Raw genomic sequence first — 24,966 nt, 5'->3', positions numbered from 1 at the left:
GGGCGCCGTCCGCTGTTGAGCGGCGGCCTCTGACGCGCGTACCGAGACGCTTCCCGTGAGCGCCTCAGCCGAACACCGACCGCACCTCGTCCGTTACGTCCTGGTGGCGGGTGGCCGCGCCGCCCGTGTGGCGGTCGGTATGGCGCTGGGCGTGGTCGAGGCCTCGGTTGGTGAGGTCTTCCTTGGCGTGGTCGATGTAGGTGGTGGGGTCGGCCAGGCTGGTGACGCCGTCCTTGTACTCCTGGGCGCCTTCCTTGATGCCGTCGACGTATTCACCGGCTTTTTCCTTGCCGATGTCGGCGGTTTCGCCCCAGTCAATTCCGTCGCGGGCGCCGAAGTGGCTTTCGATGCCCTGCTGGGCAACGTTCTGGGCCATCTCCGTGGCGGCCTCCTGGGCCTTTGCCTTGCCCTCTTCGACGATCTTGTCCTTGGCGATTTCCTTCGCCTGGTCGATGACCTTGTCCTTGACGGTCTCCTTGACCGTCTTCTTCACGTAGTCCGCCGCGATCTTGCGGGCTTCCTTGGAGACGGCCTTCTTTGCCATCTTCTTGATGGCATCCATGGTGGCGTGCTCCATGGCCTTGGTGGCCGCCTCCATGACCTCGCGTTTGATCTTGTCGAGGATTTGGCGGACCATCACGCGGGTCGCCTGGGTGCCGCCTGCTGCGCCGATCTCGGACAGGCCCAGTGTGAAGGGCGCAGCGGCCTGGGCGGCGATGATCTCGGCGGCCAGGATGACGAGCTGGACAATGACGGCGATCTTGCCGGCGAGAACGGCGATGGCGGCCGCGTCGAAGGCGAGGGCGATGACTTCAGCCGCCGCGGCGGCGTCGCGGAGGTAGTTGTCCCCGCTGTCCCCGCCGCCGGAGAAGGAACCCCATTCGTTCGAAAAGCCCTCGATCGCCTCGCCGGAGTTGGCGGAGACGACTTCATTGGCTGCCGAAGAGCCTTGGGAAGACGCTTGATTGACCGACTCGGCGAAGTTGCGCCAGGCCTGCGCGCATTCGTGGAGCTTGTCCTCGTCGGCATCCGGCCAGTTGTAGCCGAGGAGGTCCAAGACCCAAGCTACCTCGCTTGGCAGCGTCAATGACACAGCGATCGTCCCCCGTGCAGTTGTAGCCGATTGCGGAGTGGAAAGGTGGTGGTGAAGAAGAGGGTGGGGTGTGGGTGGTGGCGGCGGGACTTCTGGCGCCGAGAGGCCGCTGACAGGCTTCGGGCGGCCGCTTCACGGGCGTGGCGGGCCCGAGCGTATGAGAGGTACGACCGGCCGCACGTGCGGTGGGCCGGGCGTCAGATTGCCGGGCGGCCGACCGCGCTGATGGTGTGGATGCCCTGCTCGTCGGATTCGGTGTACGAGCCGGCCATGTTCTGGAGCTTGTCGCCGATGCCTTCGAGGCGCTCGCCCAGGGAGTCCATCGACTCGAACATGCCGTCCCTGATGGGCGTGTAGATCGTTTCGAAGATGTCGCCGAAGTCGCAGTTTTCCCAGGGGCTGCCGAGGCCTTCAAGATCGTCTTGAAGCTTCTTCGACGCCTTGGAGAAATCGCTGCCGATGTGGACGAATGCGTTGCCCTGCGTGCGCAGCACATCCGGATCGACGTCAAATGCCTTGCCTGCCACCCTTGCCCCCGTTATGCGGTGTGCCACACAGATACTTGTCGCGTTCTTAGCGATCTCACACATTAGGCGATCTGAGCGCAGGCATGTCAAGGCGAGATGTGTGGAGGGAACGTGGGAATCCTGAGACTGAATCCCGTGCGGATTTTGGTGAATTGACCTGCCTGTGGCATTGGTGAATCCGGTGGGGGGAGGGGGCGTCAGGGTTCCCGGCCGACGTACTGAAAGGGCAGGTTAAATATTGGTACGGCATTGGTCAATTGTGGGGCAGGGTCGTCCTCTGTTGGTTGCCGGGAGGTGGCTGTGTGAGCAATGGCGGGTGTCTGCGGCGTCAATCGAGTGCGTCAGGGAATGGCTCGCAGGAGTGGGTGTGGCATGTTGACGGTCGTGGACGAAGGGACCCATGGCGGAATGGGCGTGCGGAAGTGAGTAATTCGACCGGGTGTGTGGTGTTGTTGCTCCGGTGTCCGGTCGTACCGTCGTAGGTTTCCCGGCGAGGGGTGGATCGGCCGAACGAGCCGGGGCACGGGCGGAGTTGTGGTGGCTTTGCGGGGGGAGCGGGGCGGACCGGCGATCACTGGTCCCGTAGCATTCCCGCTCATGGACGTACCCGGCAATGAAGAGTCCCTCGTCGAGAGCCCCATGGGGCTGACGCCTCGTCAGGCTCGGCGAATACGCATCGTCCTGGCCTCGGTGCTGATGGCCGCGATGGCGGGGGTGCTCGTGGTGCGCCTGGCGTCGCGTACGTCGGTGCTGGTGGTCGGGGTGTACGGAGCTGCGCTGGTGCTCTGTGGTGTGGTGATCGAACTCAGCCGGAACGGGCGTACCCGGCTCGGCACCTGGTTGTTGGGCATCGGCCTGGCGGCCGCACTGGCCGCGGACTGGCTGCTGCTGCCCTGAGAGTGGGAGGGCGGGGCGCACCGCCCCGTGGGGCTCGTACGGGAGCGGAGCAAGGGCGGCCCCGGGAGCCGACCCCGCACTCGCGAACCCGCCCCCGGGAGCCCCGGAAACCCGCCCCCGAAGCCCAAGCAACCCCTCCCGGAACCCTCCCCCTCTCGAGAAGCACCCGGCCCGGCGGCCCCTCAGAACAACCCGTGCCACATCTGCTCGATGACCAGCGACCACCAGTTGCCGTCGTCGTCCAGCGCCCACGAGTCGATCGCCGCGATCTGCTCCTGGAAGGCGGCGACCGCCGCGCCTGCCGCGTACGGGTCCATGCCCTGCATCTGTTGGCGGGTGGTGACCAGCAGGGCGAGCGAGCGCAGGTATGCGGAGAGCGTGCGGTTGACGAAGCGGCCGCCGCCGGAGGACGGCTGGACCGCCCAGACGGTGCCGACGAGGCTCTGGTTCTGCTCCGGAGCGGTGCACTGGACGGCGAGCGTGTAGAGACCGTCCGTGCCGAGCCGGACGTAGCCGGCGAGGGTGGTCAGCGTCTGTTCGCGGGCTTCGGTGCCGGTTTCGCGCAGATAGGTCGCCACGTCCGTGAACAGGCCGCCCGCAGGTGGCGCGTCGGACCGGTCTGCGTGGAAGAAGAACGGCACCTCGGCCGGGAGTCCGGCCCAGATCAGGGTGTTCCTCGTGGCCTCGGGCAGCTGGGTGGTGGCGAGATCGTCGGCGTCCGGGCGGCTGACGCCCTGCGGCCCGAGGACCTCCACCAGGTGCTTGCCGAGCGCCACGTCCCGCATCTGCGGCGCGGGCTCGACCTGCTGCGGCACCGGCAGCCGGTGCGGTCGCGGCGGCGCCGGCCGGCCCGCGAGCTGGTGCATCATCTCCACGTGCCGCACCAGCCCGGCGATGCCCTCGGTGCGCTCCTCGGGACGCATGCCGTAGCCCTCGGTGCAGGAGAACGTGGCGTTCGAGAAGGTGCGGAGGATGAAGTCGCCGGGGTAGCCGCCGGGCAGCAGGGCCGACCGCAGGTCGGTGTGGACCGCGCGGACGTCCGCGGGGTTCACACCCAGCCGCCGGAGCTCGTCGTGGAGCTGGTACTCGGCGGGCGGCTGTCCGGGTCCCGACACCCGGGCGAGGCTGGTCTCCTCGCCGGTCGACGGGTCGTTGTAGGTCGCGACGGCGGTGTTGCCGGGGCCGGTGACCGGCCGCTCGGCGGGTGCCGCCGGGGCCGCGCCGGACCCGGCGCCGTGCTTTTGCCGGTACATCCGCACGACCTCGTCGACCGGTACGGACGGCCACACCGTCAGCTCGCCGGAGGCCCGGTCGACGACACCGCAGGCGGCGCCGACCTCGGCGGACGGGCGCCGCTGCCCGGTCCGCGGGTCGACCTCCGGGGGCGGCGGTACGGCCCACACCACCCAGCCGAGGTCGAACTCCTGCATGGCCACCTCGCGCGGCGGGCCCTGATGGCCCTCGGGGTTGAGCCAGCGGGCGGCGGTGGCATGTGCCTGCGCCTGGGTGATCACGAGTGGTCTCCTTCGAGGCCGTCGGAAGCGTCGGAGTCAGCGGTGCCGGTGCGCTGGGCCGGCACGGTGGGAGTGGCCGGCGGAGGCGTGGCGAGGATCTGCCGGGCGGTCACACCGCGCGCGGTGGCGACGACGAGCACACCGTCCGGGGAGAGGTCGGCGCCGGTGAACGGGGTGTCGGAGAGCAGTGCGGCCACCACTTCCCGGTCGGCGCGGGCCCACACCCGCAGATAGTCGGCGCCGCGGCTGAGCCCGAAGGGAGCCGCCGCCTGCGCCTGTTCGGACGGCAGCTGCACCTGTGCCGGGTCGGCGTCGACGTACTCGGGACGCAGCAGGTCGTGGAGGAGCAGTGCCCGGCCGTCGCCCTCGGAGTCGTCGCCGTCCGGGCGGGGCACCGTACGGGAACCAGGGGTGCCCTCGGGGACGATGAAGGCGGCGACGGGGCGGGGGGCGGCGGTGCCGGACGCCGGTACCGGGCCGCCGGGCTGTGCGGCCGTTGTCCCGTCCGGGGCCTGGGCCGCCGTCGTGCCGTCCGCTTCCCCGGCCGCGTCCGCCGTCGCGCCGTCTCCGCCCTGCGGGGGCAGGGATCCCGTCGTCACGGCGCGGACGCCCACCAGCGGCACGCTCCACAGCGTGCGCCACGGCAGGGTGAGGCCGAGCGTGTGCAGGGCCTCCGCGTACGGCGCCAGTCCGTCCTCGACGAACGCGGACTCCAGGAACGCCGCCCGCAGATCGGCCGGCGCCTGCGAGCGGGTGAGCAGCGGGGCGGTGCGCAGATACGTACGGGCCGGCGCGCCCAGCTGCTCGAGCGGTACGGCCTCGATGGCGGCCCGCATCGTCACCGGGTCGGCATGGGCGAACAGGCCGGGGTCGGTGAGGAGCTGGGGGAGCAGGCCGGCGTCGAGGGTGTGCGCCGCCAGGTGGTCGCGGATGTACGGATCGGCCTTGGACCAGTCCTGCTGGGGCACCGCTTCCAGCAGCGCCATGGCGATCCTGGTCTGGGCGTCCCGGGTGTCCGGCAGGGCGGAGCGGATCTCCTCGGCGAGCCCCGGGTGCATCAGACGCAGCAGGGTACGGCCGGCGTCGGCTCCGGATCCGGCCCCGCCGTCGTCCGAGGCCTCGACCTCGTCGTTCTCGTCCTGTTCCGGGGAGGCCTCGACCGGCTGGATGAACGGCGCGGCCAGGAGCATGCCGTCGGCGAGATCCTGGCTCATGTCCCGTCCGGCGACGGCGTTCGCCAGCGCGCCCCACAGCTGGACGGGCAGCCCCTCGCCCTCGGCGAACGCGAGCGGTGCCAGCAGCAGCCGCAGGGTCTGCGGATCGGCGCCCAGCCGGCGCGCATGCAGATCGAGCGCCTCGCCGACACTGCCGGGCAGCAGAGAGGCGTCCGCCGGGTCGAAGCCCTCGGGCTGCATCAGCAGCGACTGCACGGCGAGCTGGACGGTCAGGCGGTTGCCGTCCGCGCGCGCGGCGATGGCCTCGGCGAGCGCCCGGCGCGCGGACGGGTCGGTGGTGTAGGGGAGTTCCGGCGCCCCGGACTCGGGGGTGAGCGCGGTCTCCGCGTGCAGCACCAGGCCCTTGGGGTCGGCCCACTCGGCCTCGTCGAGATCGATGATCTGCACCTGGCCGCGCGGCAGCGCCCCGGCCAGCTCCGCGGCCAGTTCGCGCGGTACGTCGGCGAGCAGCTGAACCGTTTCGGTGGCGGCGAGCGGCTTGAGCACGTCCTGGACGACGCGGGCCGGCTCGTTCGCGGCGCGTACCGGACCGGCCTGATCGACATCCGGGACCACGAGGGTCACCGGCTCTTCACGAGTGGCGAGTTCGGTGAAAATGTCGTCGGTGTGGTCCGCGTTCAGCCCGAAATGGTCGGAGATGAGCCACAGCAATTGCGCCGCGGTGCGCCCCGCGGGGCTCGGAACAGCGGGCGCCGGGAGGTCCGGGGGCACCGTCGCCGGGTCCAGATCGTCCAGCGGCAACTGCTTGCGGTAGCCGGGATCGCACATCATCAGGAAGCCGGTGAGCAGGCGTGAACGTCCGCTGCCCGGGTTTCCGGTGAGCACGATGACACGCGGCGCACCGGGCCACCGCATGCGCCAGGCCGCCAGTGCGCGGAGCACGGCGGTGCGCCCGCCGACGTACGGATGCGGTGCATATCCGGCCGCCGCGGCATTTCCTTCGTCTGAGGCGCTCATGGCTTCCTCGTCCCCCATCAATCCCGCCTCCACCTTTGTGGATTCTGCGTGTACCGCCTCGATCCTATGATCCGGACCGCGCGCGGGGCATGGCGCGGGGGCGGCTGTGCCGGAACTGGAACAGGCAGGCCGGGGCCGGTGCGCGGGCGGTCGCACGGGAGGAAGGGGGGAGCGAGCGTGAAGTGAGTTGCCCCTGGGGCCCGATGTGGAGAATTCGAGATCACCTTGTGCGGAAAGAAAGCAGATCCGCCGAGGGTTCCGTCGGCCGATCTGCTTTCTTCCGTATCGGTTCTCCGGCTTTGTGAACGGATTTCGGCGAGAGGAAAGAGTGACGGGACGCCGGGCAACTGCCGGGCGGCGGGCCGTTCACCGCGGACCGCTCGCGCGGTGGTCCGGTCAGCCCCGGTGTCCGCCGCCCCGGCCGCCGCGGCGCGGGGTGCTCACGATGTTGCCCGTCGGACCGTCGCGCTCGGCGCGCTCCTCGTCCTCCTTGGCTTCCTGCTCCTTCTGCCATGCGGCGAACTTCTCGCGGGACTCCTCGCGCTCGGCCATGGTCTGGTTCTCCGCGGCCGACCGGATCTGGTTCATCCGGTCGCCCAGCGCGTCCATGTAGCCGGGTGTCTCGATGGCGTCCTTCATGCCGATACGCCCGGAGAGCACCTCCTGGGCCATTTCCTGGAGCTTGCCGCCGACATTGGGGTTGTCCGCCAGGACCTTCAGCGCCTTGCGCAGCCGGTGTGCCTGCTCCGGATCCTGGGCGACGTCCATCAGGTCCTCATCCTGGATCTGCCGCTCATTGCTCATGTCTGCCCCCTTGAACGTGATGGCACAGCAACCGCGTGTGCGGCACCGGCGTCCTGAGTGTAATGACGGGTGTGAACGGGGCGTCAAGGCGGGGGTTGTCGGTATTGCCGGATATTGCTCCACCGGTATTCCGCGATCCCTCGCCCACCCGCTCCGCGGACGGCTTCGGGCCTATTGCGGGTGTGCTAGACCTGAGGCGATGCCGGCAGGCAGTCGTCATTCAATTCGGGGAGAAATGATGTCCGAGGAAGTCCGGCTCAGTACCGAGGAGTTGCACACGCTCGGTGCGACCTTCGAGACGCGCGCGGAAGAACTGAGCCGGCAGCTGGCCGCATTCAGAAGGCGGGCGGACGCCGAGGCCCTGCGGGACGGATTCGGCAGCGACGAGGCGGCCCGGCCCTACCGCGAGCTGTACGAGCAGGCCGAGCATGCGCTCGTCCAGCTTCAGCAGCGCCTGGCCGAGGTGGGCGGGGGGATCAAGGAGACCGTCGCCAATGCGCAGACGGCCGAGGAAGAGCTGGCCGAGATGATCCGGAGGGTCCAGTGAGCGAGCGAGGCAACCCGGAGGCCCTGCACGAAGCGGCGGCCGGCTGGCGGGAGATGGGCAAGCACCTCGACGGCCTCGTCCGCGATCTGGACCGGCACGTCGGCACGGCCACCGCGGCCAACTGGCACGGCCCGGCCGGCGAGGCGTTCGCGGGGGAGTGGCACCGCCTCAAGCGGTCCGTCGACGAGTCGCTGCCGGTCTTCGAACTGGCCGCCGCCGACCTGGAGAACGCGGCAGCCGCGCCCGCCGAGGACAAGGGCGGCGAGGACCACCACGGGGCGCCGCCGGTGAACCACTCCGCACCCGCGCAGTCGTCGTCCGGCCCCGAGACCGCCTATGGCTTCATGGCGCTCGGCCAGCTCGCCAACGGCCTCGGCGGCGCGTTCGGCAAGCGCGGCGGCGGGGGCGGCGGCCAGTCGCGGGGGCCGGCCGTACGGCACCAGTGGGACACCTCCACGGCCGCGGCGGGGCCCGACCCGTTCGGACCGGCGCGGGACGGCGAGGCCAAGACGCGCGGCGGCGAGGGCATCGCGAAGGGCGTGCGGAGCCGGCCGGCCGAAGTGGAACCGGCCCCCGGCGAGGAGCGGACCCCGAAGGCCGGGCAGGAGACGAAGGGGGCGGCCGCGAAGCCCGCCGCCCCTGCCGCCACGGCCAACGACGCCACGGCGAGCGACACCGCGCCCCACGATGCCCCGCCCAAGGGCACCTCGGCGCCCGAAGGCGAGGCTCCCGGCCGGACCGGCCCGGACGTCACCCAGCACGGCGCCTTCGGCTGACGCAGCCCGCAGCCCGCAGCCCGCAGCCCGCAGCCCGCAGCCCGCGGCACCGGCGCTGACGTACCGGGCGCACAGACGAAACGGCGGTGGGGCGCCCCTCCCAGGAGGAACGCCCCACCGCCGTTGTCGCGCGTGGCCGGTCAGCGGCCGGTCAGCGGCCGCTCGCCGGCAGCCAGCCCGTCTGGACCAGCTGCGCACCGCGCTTGCGCGTGATGAACGTCGCCCGTCCGGGCGTCAGGGTCTGGCCCTTGACGTTGCCCATCAGCGGACCCTCGGCCTTGTCGGCGGACAGGATCAGACCCTGCGCGCCGAGCTCCTTCGTACGCTGCATCACCGGCTCGAACGACGAGCGCCCGGCGCCCGAGGAGCTGCGCGCGATGATCAGGCGCAGACCCAGGTCACGGGCGAACGGCAGGTACTCCAGCAGCGGCTGGAGCGGGTTGCCGCTGCTGGTCGCCACCAGGTCGTAGTCGTCCACGATCACGAACGCGTCCGGCAGGTCGTACCAGCTGCGGTTGCGCAGCTGCTCCGGCGTGACGTCCGGGCCCGGCATCCGCCGGCCCAGCGAACCGGCCAGACCGGTGATGACCTCCTGCAACTGCGGCCCTGCGGCGCAGTACTTGTACAGGTGGCTCTCGGGGACCTCGCCGAGCAGCGCGCGACGGTAGTCGGAGACCACCATCAGCGCCTTGTCGGAGGGGTACCGCTCGGCGATCTGCTTGGTCAGCAGGCGCAGCAGCGAGGACTTGCCGGACTCGCTCTCGCCGTAGATGACCAGCAGCGGGTCGGTCTCGAAGTCGATGAACGCCGGCGACAGCGTGGTCTCGTCGACACCGATCGCGATCCCGTGCTCCGGGTAGTCGTTGCCCTTGGGCAGCTCGTTGGCGTACAGCATCGTCGGCAGCATCCGCACCTTGGGGGCGGGCTCGCCCTGCCAGTGCTCGCTGACCGTCTCCACCAGGTTCGCCATGCCCTCGCTGAGCGTCTCCGGGTCGGCCATCCCGTCCAGGCGCGGCAGCGCCGCCAGGAAGTCGAGCTTCTCGGGGGACATACCGCGCCCCGGCTTGCCCATCGGGACGTTCTCCGCGCGCTTGCGGTCGAACTCCGACTCCATCGGGTCGCCCAGGCGCAGCTCGACGCGGTTGAGGAGCTGGTCACGCAGCGCGGGCCGAACCTCGGTGTAGCGCGAACCCGCGAGGATGAGGTGGACACCGAAACCGAGACCCCGGCCGGCGATGTCCAGGATCACCGGGTCGAGCTGCTCGTAGTCGGTCTTGAAGGTTCCCCAGCCGTCGATGACCAGGAAGACGTCGCCCCACTTCTGGTCGGGGAAGGCGCCCGCGGCCCGCCGCTGGCGGTAGGTCCCGATCGAGTCGATGTTGTTGGAGCGGAAGAACTCCTCGCGCTCGTTGAGGATGCCGACGACCTCGGCGACCGTACGGCGCACCTTCTCGGCGTCCAGACGCGAGGCGACACCACCGACGTGCGGCAGGCCCTCCATGGCGAGCATGCCGCCGCCACCGAAGTCGAGGCAGTAGAACTGCACCTCGGACGGCGTGTGGGTGAGTGCGAACGCGGCGATGGCGGACCGGATGAGCGTGGACTTGCCGGACTGCGGACCACCCACGACCAGACCGTGACCGGCACCGGCGGAGAAGTCCAGGTACATCACGTCACGCCGCTGCTCGAACGGCTTGTCCACCAGCGCGACCGGCACCACGAGCTTGCCGAGCGCGGTGTACTCCGGTGCGTGCACACCCCGTTCGGGCGTGACCGCGAGCGTCGGCAGCAGCTGGTTGACCGTGGGCGGCTCGTCCAGCGGCGGCAGCCACACCTGGTGCGCCGGCGGGCCCTGGCCCTGCATGCGCTGGACGATGACGTCGAGCACGGTGTCGGCGAGCGCGTCGTCCTGCTCCGGCTCGGCCTGCACGACCGGCGTCGGGTCCTCGATGATCTGCTCGACGACCGGGGCCGCCGTGAACGGCACCGGCAGCCGGTTCGTCCGGCTGCCGCCGGGACCGCCGCCGGCGCCGGGACCGCGGTACGGGCCCGAGACATACGCGGCCTTGAACTGGACCATCGTCTCGGTGTCGTACTTGAGGATGCCGGAACCCGGGACGTTGGGCAGGTGGTAGGCGTCCGGCACACCGATCGCGGTCCGCGACTCGGCCGCGGAGAAGGTCCGCAGACCCAGCCGGTAGGACAGGAAGGTGTCCAGACCGCGCAGCTTGCCCTCTTCCAGGCGCTGCGAGGCGAGCAGCATGTGCACACCCATCGACCGGCCGATACGGCCGATCTGGATGAACATGTCGATGAAGTCGGGCTTGGCGGTCAGCAGCTCGGAGAACTCGTCGAGCACCATCACCAGCGACGGCAGCGGGTCCAGCGGGGCACCCGCGGCACGCGCCTTCTCGTAGTCGGTGATGTTGGCGTAGTTGCCCGCCGAGCGCAGCAGCTCCTGACGGCGCTGGAGTTCACCGGTGATGGAGTCGCGCATGCGGTCGATGAGGGTGACGTCCTCACCGAGGTTGGTGATGACGGCCGCGACGTGCGGCATCTCCGACATACCGGTGAAGGTGGCGCCACCCTTGAAGTCCGCAAGGATGAAGTTGAGGGTCTCCGAGGAGTGGGTGACCGCGAGCGCCAGCACCAGGGTGCGCAGCACCTCGGACTTACCGGAACCGGTCGCACCGACACACAGGCCGTGCGGGCCCATGCCCTCCTGCGAGGCCTCCTTGATGTCGAGCATGACGGGCTGGCCGTCCTTGTCGACACCGATCGGCACCCGCAGCCGCTCGTGGAGCGTGCGCGGCCGCCACGTACGCGCCACATCGACGGACCCGGCGTCACCGAGGTTCAGCAGATCGGTGAAGTCCAGGTTCGACAGCAGCGGCTCCTCGCCGTCGGCGCCGGAGCCCGCCCGCAGCGGGGCCAGCTGACGTGCCAGCGACTCCGACTCGGGGATCGACAGCGTGTCGCAGACACCGTGGTAGACCGCGCCGCTGGCCGACTCCAGCACCAGCTTGCCCGGCCACACCTGCACGGCCAGACCGCCCCGGATCTCGTCCAGGTCGCCCGGTACGACCTCCAGGATGGTGACGCCCTGGAGGCCCTCGGCCCCGGCGATCACCGAGTCCATCGGGACCTCGCCGCCGTCCAGCACGATCACCACATGCGGGGCGTCGGTCACCGGAGTGCCCTGCGGGTTGAACCGCCCACGGCCCTCCAGCTCGTCCGCCAGCAGCTCCTCGATCTCACCGAGGTCGCCGACGACCAGCCGGCGGGTACCCGCGCCGTCCGTGGTCTTGTCCTGCACCTGCGGCAGCCACTTGGTCCACTCCCACTCCGCCTGCGCACCCGGCGCGGCGACGACCGCCACCACCAGGTCCTCGGGCGAGTGCATCGTGCACAGCTGGGCGATGATGGCGCGCGAGGCGCCGTAGACCGTGTCCGGGTCACCCGAGACGGTCAGGTGGTAGAAGGCGCGCAGCGAGACCGCGAGCGGCAGATCGTCCAACTGCCCGTGCTTGTCGAGGAACTCCTTCATCGCATGCGCGGTGAGCGGCTCCAGCTCGTCGACCGGAGCGGTCTCCGGAGCCCGCAGGGGAGTGGCCAGCTGCTGCGGGCCGAGCCCCAGCCGTACCTGCCCGAAGTCCGGATCGGTCGTCCGGCGTTCCCATACGCGTTTGCCCTCGGCCACGATCGACCACAACTGGCTCGGGTCGGGGTGGGTGAACAACTGCGCGTCGCGCTGCTTGCGCGCGGTCCGCCGTACCTCTTTTCGCTTCTGCGTAAGGTACTTGAGGTAATCCTGGCGCTCTTGGAGCATTTGCCCGGAAGGCCCTTGGCGGGCCTTGACGATCTGCACGATCGCCATTGCCAGAGTGGACGCCACCATAAAGCCGCCCATGATTTTCATGAACGGCTGATTGCCCATGAACAAGAATCCCGCCGAGGACGCCATGCCCATCATGGGCATAAGGGTCATCAGCATGTTCTCTGATTCGCCTTCACGCGGAAGCTCCGGAGGTGCCTCGAGTGTCACCTCCTCCGAGGGGACTTCGGGTGGCAGCGCGCGGGGCGGGCGCTTGACGATGACAACGCTCACCGAGGCATCAGTCCTTCATGCATCTCGCAGTCTCGGACCGCCCCCGTTGGATTCGACGGTCCCCCCGGACCAAGTGCTTGGCCCGAACCAGGCGTTGATCCTACTGTTAAACGTCAAGTCTCGGGGTGGGTGGGGCAGTCGCTGAATTGGACGGTACGCTGACGCCTCGCGAGCGTGCCCACGTCCTGAAGTGACGGCTCTATATATAGGGCGCGCGACGCGACAAAACGCCCAACGGATAGGGGGAACCGCCAGGTGAGCACGAGTACTGGCACCGGCTTTTGCCGGGTCACAGTCGCCGCGCCGGATGCACGGATCGACGTGGCTCTGCCGGAGGACGTCGCACTCGTCGACATCTATCCGGAGATCCTGCGGCTCTCCGGCCAGTCGCAGGCGGAGGGCGCACCGACCGGCTATCACCTAGTACGCCGCGACGGCACGGTTCTTGACGCCGGACAGTCGCTCGCCCAGCAGCAGATCCTCGACGGCGACCTCCTTCTTCTGAAGCCGTTCGCCGAGTCGCTGCCGCTCCCGGTCTTCGACGATGTCTCCGACGCCGTCGCCTCCGCGGTCAAGCGCAACCGCAGCCGCTGGAGCGACGACCTCATGCGTGTCGTCGGCCTCCCCGCCGGTGTGCTGCTGCTCGTCATGATGGCGTTCGCGCTGTGGTTCTCGAACCCCGTCGACCGCGACATGCACCGCCTGCCCGGCATCATCGCCGGTGTCGTCGGCATCGTCCTGGTCGCGCTGGCCGGCGTCCGTGCCCGCGTCTACGACGACCACGGATCCTCCATCGCGCTGGGCCTGGCCTCGCTGCCGCACCTTCTGCTCGCCGGCTCCGGCATCTTCCCCGTCGAGGCGGGATCCGGCCCCGGCCGGCTGCACCTCCTCGTCGGCTGTGTGACCGTACTCATCGCGTCCGTGCTCCTGGTGGTCCTGCTGCCGCGCGGTGACGCACCCTTCGTCGCCGCCGCGTTCCTGTCCGCCATCGGCACCCTCGCGGTCTTCGCCGCGATCCTCACCGACGCCGCGCCCCGCGAGGTCGCCGCCGTCACCGCCGTCGTCGCCATCGCCATGGTCGCCTGGCTGCCCGGCCTCTCCGCCCGCTTCGCCCGGCTGCCCATCGGCTACAAGTCGCCCGACCAGATCGCCAAGGGCTCGTACGACGGCGGCGGCGAGACCGAGTCCGTCGACTTCGTCAAGATCGGCAACCAGGCCAAGCGCGGCCACGAGCTGCTCCTCGGCCTCGTCGCCGGCTGCGCCGCCCTGGTCGTCGGCTCGGCCGGTGCCGTCCTCGGCTTCTCCGACAACGGCTGGGCGCAGCTGCTGGCGCTGGCCGCGGGCATCACGGTCATGCTCCGGGCCCGGCTCTTCGACTACACCGCGCAGGTCGCCTGCCTGACCATCGCCGGCATCCTCACGATCGTCCTGCTCATCCTGGGCATCGCGCTGCACCCGCCGACGGACATCTTCATCGACCTCGCCCGGTTCGACGACTCCGGTCCGCTGAACATCCGCACCGTCTGGTTCTCCAGCAGCATCGCGGCGGGCGCCGCCCTCCTGGTAGGTGTCGGCCTGGTCGTCCCCCAGAAGGGCGTCACCCCCTTCTGGGGCCGGCTCTTCGACATCTTCGACGGCCTGGTCCTGCTGTCCCTGGTGCCGCTGTGCCTGGCGGTCCTCGACGTGTACGGCAAGGTACGAGGCCTCACCGGCAGCTGACGCGGCCGCTCACCGGCCTGTCCGCGGCCCCCCGACCACCCGGTCGGGGGGCCGCTTCCAGCTGGTACGCTGTGTGACGGCCCGGACGAGTCATCCAAGATTCCCTGTGAGGTAAACCAGGGGCGCTCACCGGCTGGAACCCTGAGGAGTACCGCGTGTCGCTCGACGCCGCTACGAAGAAGCAGATCATGACCGAGTTCGCCACCAAGGAGGGTGACACCGGTTCCCCCGAGGTCCAGGTCGCGATGCTTTCCCGCCGCATCTCGGACCTGACCGAGCACCTCAAGACCCACAAGCACGACCACCACTCCCGCCGTGGTCTGCTGCTGCTCGTCGGCCAGCGCCGTCGCCTGCTCCAGTACCTGGCGAAGAAGGACATCACGCGCTTCCGTGCGCTGGTCGAGCGCCTGGGCATCCGCCGCGGCGCGGCGGGCGCCAAGTAAGAAGCTGTAAGGGGAGCGGCTCCTACCGGGGGCCGCTCCCTTTGCCATACGCACCGGATGCTCACGCCCTCTCATGGTGGACGGAAGCTTTGTAGTCTGGTGCCGTAGCGCAAAAATGAACGCGGTAGGAGCGCTCCTGGCCGCCGGTCCTCGGTAGTGGCCCCCGGACATCCCTGACGCAAGCGTCATCACTCCGGGTGCTTCGATCGAAGACCGGCCCGTTCCGGCGCTCCACCGAAGACGGTCTGCTGCCACACGGGCAGCGGACGCTGACGAGGAGATTTTCTTGGTGGAGAACGAGACCCACTACGCCGAAGCCGTTATCGACAACGGATCCTTCGGCACCCGCACCATCCGCTTCGAGACGGGCCGCCTGGCCAAGCAGGCCGCCGGCTCCGCCGTGGCGTACCTGGACGACGACACCATGGTGCTGTCGGCCACCTCCGCTTCCAAGACGCCGAAGGACCAGCTGGACTTCTTCCCGCTGACCGTCGACGTCGAGGAGCGGATGTACGCAGCCGGGAAGATCCCCGGCTCCTTCTTCCGCCGTGAGGGCCGTCCCTCCGAGGACGCGATCCTCACCTGCCGGCTGATCGACCGGCCGCTGCGCCCCTCCTTCAAGAAGGGCCTGCGCAACGAGATCCAGATCGTCGAGACGATCATGGCGCTCAACCCCGACCACCTCTACGACGTGGTCGCGATCAACGCCGCCTCCTGCTCCACGCAGCTCGCGGGCCTGCCCTTCTCCGGCCCGGTCGGCGGCACCCGTGTCGCGCTGATCAACGGCCAGTGGGTGGCGTTCCCGACCCACACCGAGCTCGAGGACGCCGTCTTCGACATGGTCGTGGCCGGCCGCGTCCTCCCGGACGGCGACGTCGCGATCATGATGGTCGAGGCCGAGGCCACCGAGAAGACCATCCAGCTGGTCAAGGACGGCGCCGAGGCCCCGACCGAAGAGGTCGTCGCCGCCGGTCTCGAGGCCGCCAAGCCCTTCATCAAGGTCCTGTGCAAGGCACAGTCGGACCTCGCCGCCAAGGCCGCCAAGCCCGTCGGTGAGTTCCCGATCTTCCTCGACTACCAGGACGACGTCCTGGAGGCGCTCACCGCCGCGGTCAAGGACGAGCTCTCCCAGGCGCTGACCATCGCCGGCAAGCAGGAGCGCGAGGCCGAGCTGGACCGCATCAAGAGCGTGGCCGCCGAGAAGCTGCTCCCGCAGTTCGAGGGCCGCGAGAAGGAGATCTCCGCCGCTTACCGGTCGCTGACCAAGAACCTGGTCCGTGAGCGCGTGATCAAGGAGAAGAAGCGCATCGACGGCCGCGGCGTCACGGACATCCGTACGCTCGCCGCCGAGGTCGAGGCCATCCCGCGGGTGCACGGTTCCGCGCTGTTCGAGCGTGGCGAGACCCAGATCCTGGGCGTCACCACCCTCAACATGCTCCGCATGGAGCAGCAGCTGGACACCCTCTCCCCGGTGACCCGCAAGCGCTACATGCACAACTACAACTTCCCGCCGTACTCCGTCGGTGAGACCGGCCGCGTGGGTGCGCCCAAGCGCCGCGAGATCGGCCACGGTGCGCTCGCCGAGCGCGCCATCGTGCCGGTGCTGCCGACCCGCGAGGAGTTCCCCTACGCGATCCGTCAGGTGTCCGAGGCGCTCGGCTCCAACGGCTCGACGTCCATGGGCTCGGTCTGCGCCTCGACCATGTCGCTGCTGAACGCCGGTGTGCCCCTCAAGGCCCCGGTCGCCGGTATCGCCATGGGCCTGATCTCCCAGGAGATCGACGGCCAGACCCACTACGTCGCCCTCACCGACATCCTCGGTGCGGAGGACGCCTTCGGTGACATGGACTTCAAGGTCGCCGGCACCAAGCAGTTCGTGACCGCGCTCCAGCTCGACACCAAGCTCGACGGCATCCCCGCCTCGGTCCTGGCCGCCGCGCTGAAGCAGGCCCGTGACGCGCGTCTGCACATCCTGGACGTCATGAACGAGGCCATCGACGTTCCGGACGAGATGTCCCCGAACGCCCCGCGGATCATCACGGTCAAGATCCCGGTGGACAAGATCGGTGAGGTCATCGGCCCCAAGGGCAAGATGATCAACCAGATCCAGGAGGACACCGGCGCCGACATCACGATCGAGGACGACGGCACCATCTACATCGGTGCCGCCGACGGCCCGGCCGCCGAGGCCGCCCGCGCCACGATCAACGGCATCGCCAACCCGACCATGCCGGAGGTCGGCGAGCGCTACCTGGGCACGGTCGTCAAGACCACCACCTTCGGTGCGTTCGTCTCCCTGCTCCCGGGCAAGGACGGCCTGCTGCACATCTCGCAGATCCGCAAGCTCGCCGGTGGCAAGCGCGTGGAGAACGTCGAGGACGTGCTCGGTGTGGGCGCCAAGGTCCAGGTCGAGATCGCCGAGATCGACCAGCGCGGCAAGCTCTCCCTGATCCCTGTGATCGAGGAAGAGGACGCGGCCGAGGACACGAAGGACGACGCCGCCAAGTGACGTCCCGGACGCACACGACGACGGCCCGCACCTCTTCGGAGGGGCGGGCCGTCGCCCGTACCCAAACGCTTCTCAAGGGCACCGCGGGCGCAGGCACGGTCCGCCGGACCACCCTCCCAGGCGGCCTCCGCATCGTCACCGAGACGCTGCCGACGGTCCGCTCCGTCACCTTCGGGATCTGGGCGCACGTCGGCTCCCGCGACGAGACGCCGTCGCTCAACGGCGCCACGCACTACCTCGAGCACCTCCTCTTCAAGGGCACCGAGCGGCGCAGCGCACTGGACATCTCCGCCGCCATCGACGCGGTCGGCGGTGAGATGAACGCCTTCACCGCGAAGGAGTACACCTGCTACTACGCGCGGGTGCTGGACACCGATCTGCCGCTCGCCATCGACGTGGTGTGCGACATGCTCACCGGTTCGCTGGTCGAGGCCGAGGACGTGGACGCCGAGCGCGGGGTCATCCTCGAAGAGATCGCGATGACCGAGGACGACCCGGGCGACTGTGTGCACGACCTGTTCGCGCACACCATGCTCGGCGATACCCCGCTCGGCCGCCCGGTCCTGGGCACGGTCGACACCGTCAACGCCCTCACCCCCGAGCGCATCCGCCGCTTCTACAAGAAGCACTACGACCCCACGCACCTCGTCGTCACGGCCGCCGGCAACGTCGACCACGCCAAGGTCGTCCGCCTGGTGCGCCGCGCTTTCGAGCAGGCCGGGGCCCTGGACCGGGCGGACGCCGCTCCGGTCGCGCCGCGCTCCGGCACCCGCGGCATCCGTGCCGCCGGCCGCGTGGAACTGCTCAACCGCAAGACCGAGCAGGCCCATGTCATTCTCGGGATGCCGGGGATGTCGCGCTCGGACGACCGGCGCTGGGCCATGGGCGTGCTGAACACCGCCCTGGGCGGCGGGATGAGCTCCCGCCTCTTCCAGGAGGTCCGTGAGAAGCGCGGTCTGGCCTACAGCGTGTACTCGTACACCTCCGGGTTCGCCGACTGCGGGCTGTTCGGTGTCTATGCCGGCTGCCGCCCGAGCCAGGTGCACGACGTCCTCAAGATCTGCCGCGACGAACTCGACCAGGTGGCGTCCCACGGCCTCACCGACGACGAGATCCGCCGCGCGATCGGACAGCTGCGCGGGTCCACCGTCCTCGGCCTGGAGGACAGCGGCGCGCTCATGCACCGCCTCGGCAAGAGCGAGCTGTGCTGGGGCGAGCAGATGTCGGTCGACGAGATGCTCACGCGGATCGCGGCCGTCACCCCGGACGAGGTGCGCGAGGTGGCCCGCGAGGTGCTGGGCACCCGCCCCTCGCTGTCCGTCATCGGCCCCCTGAAGGACCGGCAGGCGGCCCGGCTGGACGACGTCGTCGCCTAGGCCCCCGCCCGGCGAACCACCGAAAGAGAGACGGGAAACGATGAGCAAGCTGCGCGTGGCCGTACTGGGAGCCCAGGGGCGCATCGGCTCCGAGGCCGTACGGGCCGTCGAGGCCGCCGAGGACATGGAGCTGGTCGCTGGCCTCGGCCGGGGCGACAAGCTGGAGACACTGGTCGAGACCGGTGCCCAGGTCGTGGTCGAGCTGACCACCCCCGGCGCGGTCATGGGCAACCTCGACTTCTGCGTGCGTCATGGCATGCACGCGGTGGTCGGGACGACCGGGTGGACCGACGAGCGCCTCGCGCAGCTGCGCACCTCGCTCGCCGCCTCGCCCGGGGCGGGCGTGCTCATCGCCCCGAACTTCTCCATCGGCGCGGTCCTGACCATGCGGTTCGCCCAGCAGGCGGCCCGCTTCTTCGAGTCGGCCGAGATCATCGAGCTGCACCACCCGAAGAAGGCGGACGCCCCGTCCGGCACCGCCGCCCGCACCGCCCAGCTGATCGCCCAGGCCCGGGAGGAGGCCGGCTGCGACCCGCAGCCGGACGCCACCACCACCGCGCTGGACGGCGCCCGCGGTGCGGACGTGGACGGCATCCCCGTCCACTCCGTACGGCTGCGCGGGCTGCTGGCGCACCAGGAGGTGCTCCTCGGCGGGGAGGGCGAGACGCTCACCATCCGCCATGACTCCCTCCACCACAGCAGCTTCATGCCGGGCATCCTGCTCGGTGTGCGCCGCGTGGTCACCACTCCGGGCCTGACCGTGGGCCTGGAAAACTTCCTCGACCTGGGCTGACGGGTATGGGCGGAAAGATCACGTACTTCTTCCTCGCCACCGTGCTGGTCATCGTCTTCGGCGTGGTGGCGCTGGAGGGCGTACTCCTGCTGATGACCGGCGAGCCGGCTGCCATGGGCATGGGCGCGGTGGCCTTCCTGCTGCCGGGCATCGGTGGCTGGTTCCTCTGGCACAACACCCGCTTCGCCCGCAACGCCCACCGGCTGGCGCACGCCCTGGAGGCCGAGGGCGGACTCCCGGTCGACGAGCCGGCGCGGACCCCCGGCGGCCGCATCGACCGGGACGCGGCCGACGCGGTCTTCGCCCGGCGGCAGGCCGAGACGGAGGACGCGCCCGGCGACTGGCGTACGTGGTTCCGGCTCGCGGTCGCCTACCACGACGCCCGGGACACCCCGCGCGCCCGCAAGGCGATGCAGCGCGCCATCGCGCTGCACGACAACAAGCCCGTACCGGCCGCCTGAGCCCGGTCCGGCCGACCTGGCCGGACCGGTCCTGGCCCGTACGGGCTCGATGCGGCGCCCGGGTGGGCGCCAGGAGGGGGCAGAGGCCCCCGGGCCTCAGTCGCGGTACTCCGCCGCCCAGGCCTCCAGCACATCCGCGGCCCGCTCGAACGCCTCTGGACGGGACAGAAAGTCGCCGTTGTGGTCCGTGATCAGAGGGCGCAGCGGCTCACCCTGCGTCCGCTCGATGATCAGCGACTGCCCCTGCACCGTCCGCGGCAGTCCCAGCCAGCGCACCGGCTCCTGGCGGGTACGCACGGCGGCGATGGCACTCCACGGCTCGGTCGCCGTACGCAGCAGATTCACCTGCCGCAGACCGTGCGCGCTGACCCACACGCCGACCCGCAGCAGCCGTACGGCAAAGGCGATCAGCACGGCGCCGAGCACCGCACAGGCCGCGGCGCCGGGCAGCGAGCCGGCCATCGCGATGATCATTGCGGAGATCAGCACGAACGAGGCGAGCAGCAAAAACACCGCCGCCGCCCCCACCCGCCACGGTCCGGGGCGGTAGGGACGGCGCCAATGGTCGGGCTCGTCATGCGGAAGGGCGGCCGAATCCGCGGCAGGGGTGTCGGGATCGAGGTCGCGGTCGGCCGTCAGGAAGGGCAGGGGCACGGCTGATCCTCACTCATGGGCAAGCTGACTGAAGCTTTGACCGGTGAGGCTATCCGGACCGGCGGGGCGGAACCACTTTGCGGCACGCCCCGCCCGCCCGTTCAGCGATGGGCAGCTTCGGAGTGATGCACCCGGCTCGACCCGGAACTGTCCTGCTGGAGCGCGGGAACGCCGAACAGCAGGGCGCCGGCCAGGCCGCCCACGACTGTCAGCGTGATGAGAGACTGGCCGAGGAGCTGCGCACGAGAGGCGCGCTGCCGCGGCGGGGGAGTGACATTGCTGCGGAACCGGTCTGCCTCGGCAACGAAGGCGAACGGGACGGGCTCTCGCCGGCGGAACATGAGCGGGCTCTCCTAGGAACCTCGAAGTGGGCACTGTCACAGGGTTAGACGTGTGTGGCGTCCGGTTGGTGCCCGTTTTCAGGGACTTCTGTGAAAAATATCAACGGCCGGTCCGTGTGCTGCTATACGACGCCCGTTTTGTGGCTAACGCGGCATCACGCCAGGTTTCCCGGACTGTCAGTGGCGGGCCGTAGGCTGGTCGCGCACGAGGATCGAACGGAAGGAACCGCCGGTGTCCCACACCCCCGCCGAGAGCACTGAGAGCCCCGACAGTGCAGCCGTCAGCTTCCGGAGCGAGGTGACGGTCGAGCTGGTCAAGCACAGTGCCGCGGACAGCGACGTGCTGTGGGCGGCCCGGGTCTCCACGGCAGGCGAGCAGTCCCTGGAGGAGCTCCAGAAGGACCCGGAGCGCTCCAAGGGCCTGATCAACTACCTCATGCGGGACCGGCACGGCAGCCCGTTCGAGCACAACTCCATGACGTTCTTCATCAGCGCGCCGATCTTCGTCTTCCGCGAGTTCATGCGGCACCGCGTCGGCTGGTCGTACAACGAGGAATCCGGCCGCTACCGCCAGCTGGATCCGGTCTTCTACGTCCCCGGCGAGGACCGCAAGCTCGTCCAGCAGGGCCGCCCCGGCAAGTACGAATTCGTCGAGGGCACTCCGGCGCAGCAGGAGCTCACCGGCCGCGTCATGGAGGATTCCTACCGCCGGGCCTACGAGGCGTATCAGGAGATGCTCGCCGCCGGCGTCGCCCGTGAGGTCGCCCGCGCGGTGCTCCCCGTCGGCCTCTTCTCCTCGATGTACGCGACCTGCAATGCCCGCTCCCTGATGCACTTCCTCGGTCTGCGCACCCAGCACGAGCAGGCGAAGGTGCCCTCCTTCCCGCAGCGAGAGATCGAAATGGTCGGCGAGCGGATGGAGGCCCACTGGGCCCAGCTCATGCCGCTCACGTACGGCGCATTCAATGCGAACGGCCGGATCGCTCCGTAAGGCCCAGGTTGCGGGCCGGATTCCGCGGCCCGCGGGACAGACGTGCGATGTGTCCGGATTGCGGCATTTTGAGAAGTTCATCTACGCTGAACAGACGGACCCGGCACTGCTTGAACCCCCGAGCAGGCAGTGCCGGAGTCCACATCCTTGCTCCCCAGAGGCGCAACCCGCGGTGAGCTACGAGTAGCGTGGGACCCATGGCTCCGACTTCCACACCGCAGACCCCCTTCGGGCGGGTGCTGACCGCGATGGTCACGCCGTTCACGCCGGATGGCGCTCTCGATCTCGACGGCGCGCAGCGGCTCGCTGCCCACCTGGTGGATGCCGGCAATGACGGCCTTGTCGTCAACGGCACCACCGGAGAGTCCCCGACCACCAGCGACGCGGAGAAAGCTCAGCTGGTGCGCGCGGTGGTCGATGCGGTGGGCGATCGGGCCTTTGTCGTCGCCGGAGCCGGTACCAACGACACCCGCCACAGCCTGGAGCTGGCCCGCGCCGCCCAGGACGCCGGCGCCCATGGCCTGCTCGCGGTGACGCCGTACTACAGCAAGCCCCCGCAGGAGGGCCTCCTGCGGCACTTCACGGCTATTGCGGACGCCACCGACCTGCCGGTCATGCTCTACGACATCCCGGGCCGCAGCGGTGTCCCGATCAACACCGAGACCATCGTCCGGCTCGCCGAGCACCCCCGGATCGTCGCCAACAAGGACGCCAAGGGCGACCTCGGCCGTGCCAGCTGGGCCATCGCCCGCTCCAGCCTCGCCTGGTACAGCGGTGACGACATGCTCAACCTCCCGCTGCTCTCGGTCGGCGCCGTCGGCTTCGTGTCCGTGGTCGGGCATATCGTCACCCCCGAGCTGCGCGCCCTCCTGGACGCCCACCTCAACGGTGACGTCACCAAGGCCACCGAGATCCACCAGAAGCTGCTGCCCGTCTTCACCGGCATGTTCCGCACCCAGGGCGTGATCACGACCAAGGCCGCCCTCGGCCTCCAGGGTCTGCCCGCAGGCCCGCTGCGGCTGCCGCTCGTGGAGCTCTCCCCCGAGGAGACCGAACAGCTCACGCGCGATCTCGCCGCCGGTGGGGTACACCTCTGACCACAGACTTCACAACTGAATACGGACCAACAACCGCCACATAGCAAGTGCACGAATGTCATGCGCGCCACGTGCCCTCGACGGCAGCGTGGCGTGTGTGGTGAGGAGAGTCTTTTGAGTCATCCGCATCCTGAGCTCGGCGCCCCGCCGAAGCTTCCCAAGGGTGGCCTGCGGGTCACCCCCCTCGGCGGCCTGGGTGAAATCGGCCGCAACATGACGGTCTTCGAATACGACGGCCGGCTTCTGATCGTCGACTGCGGAGTGCTTTTCCCCGAGGAGGAGCAGCCCGGAATCGACCTGATCCTGCCGGACTTCACGTCCATCAGGGATCGCCTCGACGACATCGACGGCATCGTGCTCACCCACGGCCACGAGGACCACATCGGTGGTGTCCCCTATCTCCTGCGCGAGAAGCCGGACATCCCCCTCATCGGTTCGAAGCTGACCCTCGCCCTCATCGAGGCCAAGCTTCAGGAGCACCGCATCCGCCCCTACACCCTCGAGGTGAAGGAAGGGCACACGGAGCGGATCGGCTCCTTCGACTGCGAGTTCGTCGCGGTCAACCACTCCATCCCCGACGCCCTGGCCGTCGCCATCCGCACCCCCGCGGGCATGGTCGTGCACACCGGCGACTTCAAGATGGACCAGCTCCCGCTGGACCGCCGCCTGACCGACCTTCCCGCCTTCGCGCGGCTCGGCGAGGAAGGCATCGACCTTCTCCTCTCCGACTCCACGAACGCCGAGGTCCCGGGCTTCGTCCCGCCCGAGCGGGACATCTCCAATGTCCTGCGCACGGTGTTCGCGAACGCCCAGAAGCGCATCATCGTGGCCAGCTTCGCCAGCCATGTGCACCGCATCCAGCAGATCCTCGACGCGGCGCACGAGTACGGCCGCCGGGTGGCCTTCGTCGGCCGTTCGATGGTCCGCAACATGGGCATCGCCCGCGAGCTGGGGTATCTGAAGGTCCCCGCGGGCCTGGTCGTCGACGTCAAGACTCTCGACGATCTTCCCGACGACGAGGTCGTGCTGGTCTGCACGGGTTCCCAGGGCGAGCCGATGGCCGCCCTCTCCCGGATGGCCAACCGCGACCACCAGATCCGGATCGTCCAGGGCGACACCGTGATCCTGGCGTCCTCCCTCATCCCGGGCAACGAGAACGCGGTCTACCGCGTGATCAACGGCCTCACCCGATGGGGTGCGGACGTCGTTCACAAGGGCAATGCCAAGGTCCATGTCTCGGGCCACGCCTCGGCCGGCGAGCTGCTGTACTTCTACAACATCTGCAAGCCGAAGAACCTCATGCCGGTACACGGCGAATGGCGCCATCTGCGCGCCAACGCCGAGCTGGGTGCGCTGACCGGTGTACCGAAGGACCGGATCGTCATCGCCGAGGACGGGGTCGTGGTCGACATGGTCAACGGCGTTGCCAAGATCGTCGGCAAGGTTCAGGCGGGCTATGTCTACGTCGACGGCCTCTCGGTCGGCGATGTCACGGAAACCCACCTGAAGGACCGCCGCATCCTGGGCGACGAAGGCATCATCTCGGTCTTCGTGGTCGTGGACAGCAGCACCGGCAAGATCGTCGGCGGCCCGGACCTGCATGCGCGTGGTTCCGGCATCGAAGACTCCGCTCTGCTGGGCGTGGCCCCCAAGATCGATGAGGCCTTGGCCAAGGCGGCCCAGGACGGCGTCGCGGACGCGCACCAGCTCCAGCAGCTGATCCGCCGCTCGGTCGGCAAGTGGGTCTCGGATAACTACCGCCGCCGCCCGATGATCCTCCCCGTGGTCGTCGAGGTCTGACGCACAGAGCCACACGAAGTACTCAAGTCGGAGCGGGGCGCCCGGATTTGCATCCGGGCGCCCCGCTCCAGTACGTTTACGTCTCCTCCTGATCGGGAAGCGCCGCACGCTTGTGCGTACGGAGCGCCTCGTGTAACCAGGCGGAATTCCGGCACAGAGCAATCTGATAAAGTCGGATCAGCCGAAAGGCAAACCCCCTCCGACGGGAAATCGGACCGAATGAGAACCGGCAACGGAACGAAATCGGGTCTGATAGAGTCGGAAAGGCCGGAAAGCGAAAGCCGGACGGCCGACCCGCTCCGACAGGGGCCAGAGACGGAAACG

At 69.5% G+C, this 24,966-nt stretch carries 20 protein-coding genes; 12 read left to right on the top strand and 8 right to left on the bottom strand.

What is annotated here, in order from left to right; all coding sequences use genetic code 11:
- Positions 1 to 64: 64 nt before the first annotated feature.
- Both IF67_RS0132975 and IF67_RS0132970 read right to left on the bottom strand, forming a co-directional pair.
- Positions 65 to 1,057 (bottom strand): PE-PGRS family protein, encoded by a 993-nt coding sequence (locus tag IF67_RS0132975; protein ID WP_234341495.1) that lies wholly within the window; start codon positions 1,055 to 1,057, stop codon positions 65 to 67.
- A 233-nt stretch (positions 1,058 to 1,290) separates the two neighbouring features.
- Positions 1,291 to 1,620 carry a WXG100 family type VII secretion target gene (locus IF67_RS0132970; protein ID WP_030080342.1) on the bottom strand — a complete coding sequence of 110 codons (330 nt, stop codon included), beginning with the start codon at positions 1,618 to 1,620 and terminating at the stop codon, positions 1,291 to 1,293.
- 597 nt (positions 1,621 to 2,217) lie between these two features.
- Between IF67_RS0132970 and IF67_RS0132965 the strand changes: the two genes are divergently transcribed.
- Positions 2,218 to 2,517 (top strand): hypothetical protein, encoded by a 300-nt coding sequence (locus IF67_RS0132965; RefSeq protein ID WP_030991954.1) that lies wholly within the window; start codon positions 2,218 to 2,220, stop codon positions 2,515 to 2,517.
- Between the two features lie 182 nt (positions 2,518 to 2,699).
- Here the strand turns inward: IF67_RS0132965 and IF67_RS0132960 are convergent, their stop codons facing one another.
- The 3 genes from IF67_RS0132960 to IF67_RS0132950 all read right to left on the bottom strand — a co-directional run bounded on the left by IF67_RS0132960 (position 2,700) and on the right by IF67_RS0132950 (position 7,027).
- Entirely contained in the window at positions 2,700 to 4,031 is a 1,332-nt protein-coding gene (locus tag IF67_RS0132960) for an SUKH-4 family immunity protein (protein ID WP_030991952.1), read from the bottom strand.
- Complete coding sequence (locus IF67_RS0132955) at positions 4,028 to 6,223, bottom strand: ATP-binding protein (protein WP_234341493.1); 2,196 nt, start codon at positions 6,221 to 6,223, stop codon at positions 4,028 to 4,030. Before IF67_RS0132955 ends, IF67_RS0132960 begins: the two co-directional genes overlap by 4 nt.
- Positions 6,224 to 6,619: 396 nt before the next feature.
- Positions 6,620 to 7,027 carry a hypothetical protein gene (locus tag IF67_RS0132950; protein WP_030991949.1) on the bottom strand — a complete coding sequence of 136 codons (408 nt, stop codon included), beginning with the start codon at positions 7,025 to 7,027 and terminating at the stop codon, positions 6,620 to 6,622.
- Positions 7,028 to 7,265: 238 nt separating this feature from the next.
- Between IF67_RS0132950 and IF67_RS0132945 the strand changes: the two genes are divergently transcribed.
- Both IF67_RS0132945 and IF67_RS0132940 read left to right on the top strand, forming a co-directional pair.
- Positions 7,266 to 7,574 (top strand): hypothetical protein, encoded by a 309-nt coding sequence (locus IF67_RS0132945; protein WP_030991948.1) that lies wholly within the window; start codon positions 7,266 to 7,268, stop codon positions 7,572 to 7,574.
- Entirely contained in the window at positions 7,571 to 8,350 is a 780-nt protein-coding gene (locus IF67_RS0132940) for a WXG100 family type VII secretion target (protein WP_030991947.1), read from the top strand. Before IF67_RS0132945 ends, IF67_RS0132940 begins: the two co-directional genes overlap by 4 nt.
- Before the next feature lie 151 nt (positions 8,351 to 8,501).
- On the opposite strand, the gene IF67_RS0132935 is transcribed toward IF67_RS0132940, so the two are convergent.
- Positions 8,502 to 12,458, bottom strand: coding sequence for a type VII secretion protein EccC (locus IF67_RS0132935; RefSeq protein ID WP_030991945.1), 3,957 nt, complete (start codon positions 12,456 to 12,458; stop codon positions 8,502 to 8,504).
- A gap of 255 nt (positions 12,459 to 12,713) precedes the next feature.
- Between IF67_RS0132935 and eccD the strand changes: the two genes are divergently transcribed.
- The 6 genes from eccD (at position 12,714) to IF67_RS0132905 (ending at position 19,759) form a co-directional block, all read left to right on the top strand.
- Positions 12,714 to 14,177, top strand: coding sequence for a type VII secretion integral membrane protein EccD (gene eccD, locus IF67_RS0132930; RefSeq protein ID WP_030991943.1), 1,464 nt, complete (start codon positions 12,714 to 12,716; stop codon positions 14,175 to 14,177).
- Between the two features lie 155 nt (positions 14,178 to 14,332).
- Positions 14,333 to 14,620: a 30S ribosomal protein S15 gene (rpsO, locus tag IF67_RS0132925; protein ID WP_030991941.1), complete on the top strand. Its 288-nt coding sequence runs from the start codon at positions 14,333 to 14,335 to the stop codon at positions 14,618 to 14,620.
- Between the two features lie 289 nt (positions 14,621 to 14,909).
- Positions 14,910 to 17,129, top strand: coding sequence for a polyribonucleotide nucleotidyltransferase (locus tag IF67_RS0132920; protein ID WP_030991939.1), 2,220 nt, complete (start codon positions 14,910 to 14,912; stop codon positions 17,127 to 17,129).
- Positions 17,126 to 18,505, top strand: coding sequence for a M16 family metallopeptidase (locus tag IF67_RS0132915; protein ID WP_030991937.1), 1,380 nt, complete (start codon positions 17,126 to 17,128; stop codon positions 18,503 to 18,505). The genes IF67_RS0132920 and IF67_RS0132915 overlap by 4 nt, the downstream gene beginning before the upstream one ends.
- Positions 18,506 to 18,545: 40 nt before the next feature.
- Entirely contained in the window at positions 18,546 to 19,298 is a 753-nt protein-coding gene (dapB, locus tag IF67_RS0132910; RefSeq protein WP_030991936.1) for a 4-hydroxy-tetrahydrodipicolinate reductase, read from the top strand.
- Between the two features lie 5 nt (positions 19,299 to 19,303).
- Positions 19,304 to 19,759 carry a hypothetical protein gene (locus tag IF67_RS0132905; protein WP_030991935.1) on the top strand — a complete coding sequence of 152 codons (456 nt, stop codon included), beginning with the start codon at positions 19,304 to 19,306 and terminating at the stop codon, positions 19,757 to 19,759.
- A gap of 96 nt (positions 19,760 to 19,855) precedes the next feature.
- Here the strand turns inward: IF67_RS0132905 and IF67_RS0132900 are convergent, their stop codons facing one another.
- Entirely contained in the window at positions 19,856 to 20,413 is a 558-nt protein-coding gene (locus IF67_RS0132900; protein ID WP_030991934.1) for a phage holin family protein, read from the bottom strand.
- Between the two features lie 101 nt (positions 20,414 to 20,514).
- The gene (locus IF67_RS0132895; protein ID WP_030080836.1) at positions 20,515 to 20,754 is read right to left on the bottom strand and encodes a hypothetical protein; all 240 of its coding nucleotides are present in this window, start codon (positions 20,752 to 20,754) and stop codon (positions 20,515 to 20,517) included.
- Between the two features lie 232 nt (positions 20,755 to 20,986).
- Here IF67_RS0132895 and thyX point away from each other — a divergent pair, with 232 nt between their 5' ends.
- The 3 genes from thyX to IF67_RS0132880 all read left to right on the top strand — a co-directional run bounded on the left by thyX (position 20,987) and on the right by IF67_RS0132880 (position 24,642).
- Entirely contained in the window at positions 20,987 to 21,745 is a 759-nt protein-coding gene (gene thyX / locus IF67_RS0132890) for an FAD-dependent thymidylate synthase (RefSeq protein WP_030991932.1), read from the top strand.
- A 197-nt stretch (positions 21,746 to 21,942) separates the two neighbouring features.
- A complete protein-coding gene (dapA, locus tag IF67_RS0132885) occupies positions 21,943 to 22,842 on the top strand; it encodes a 4-hydroxy-tetrahydrodipicolinate synthase (RefSeq protein WP_030991931.1) in 900 nt (299 codons plus the stop codon).
- A 114-nt stretch (positions 22,843 to 22,956) separates the two neighbouring features.
- Positions 22,957 to 24,642 (top strand): ribonuclease J, encoded by a 1,686-nt coding sequence (locus IF67_RS0132880; protein WP_030991930.1) that lies wholly within the window; start codon positions 22,957 to 22,959, stop codon positions 24,640 to 24,642.
- Positions 24,643 to 24,966 lie beyond the last annotated feature (324 nt).

It is taken from the genome of Streptomyces sp. NRRL S-1813 (assembly GCF_000719605.1).
Classification (GTDB): Bacteria; Actinomycetota; Actinomycetes; order Streptomycetales; family Streptomycetaceae; genus Streptomyces; species Streptomyces decoyicus.
This window is presented reverse-complemented; position numbering and strand designations above follow the sequence as displayed.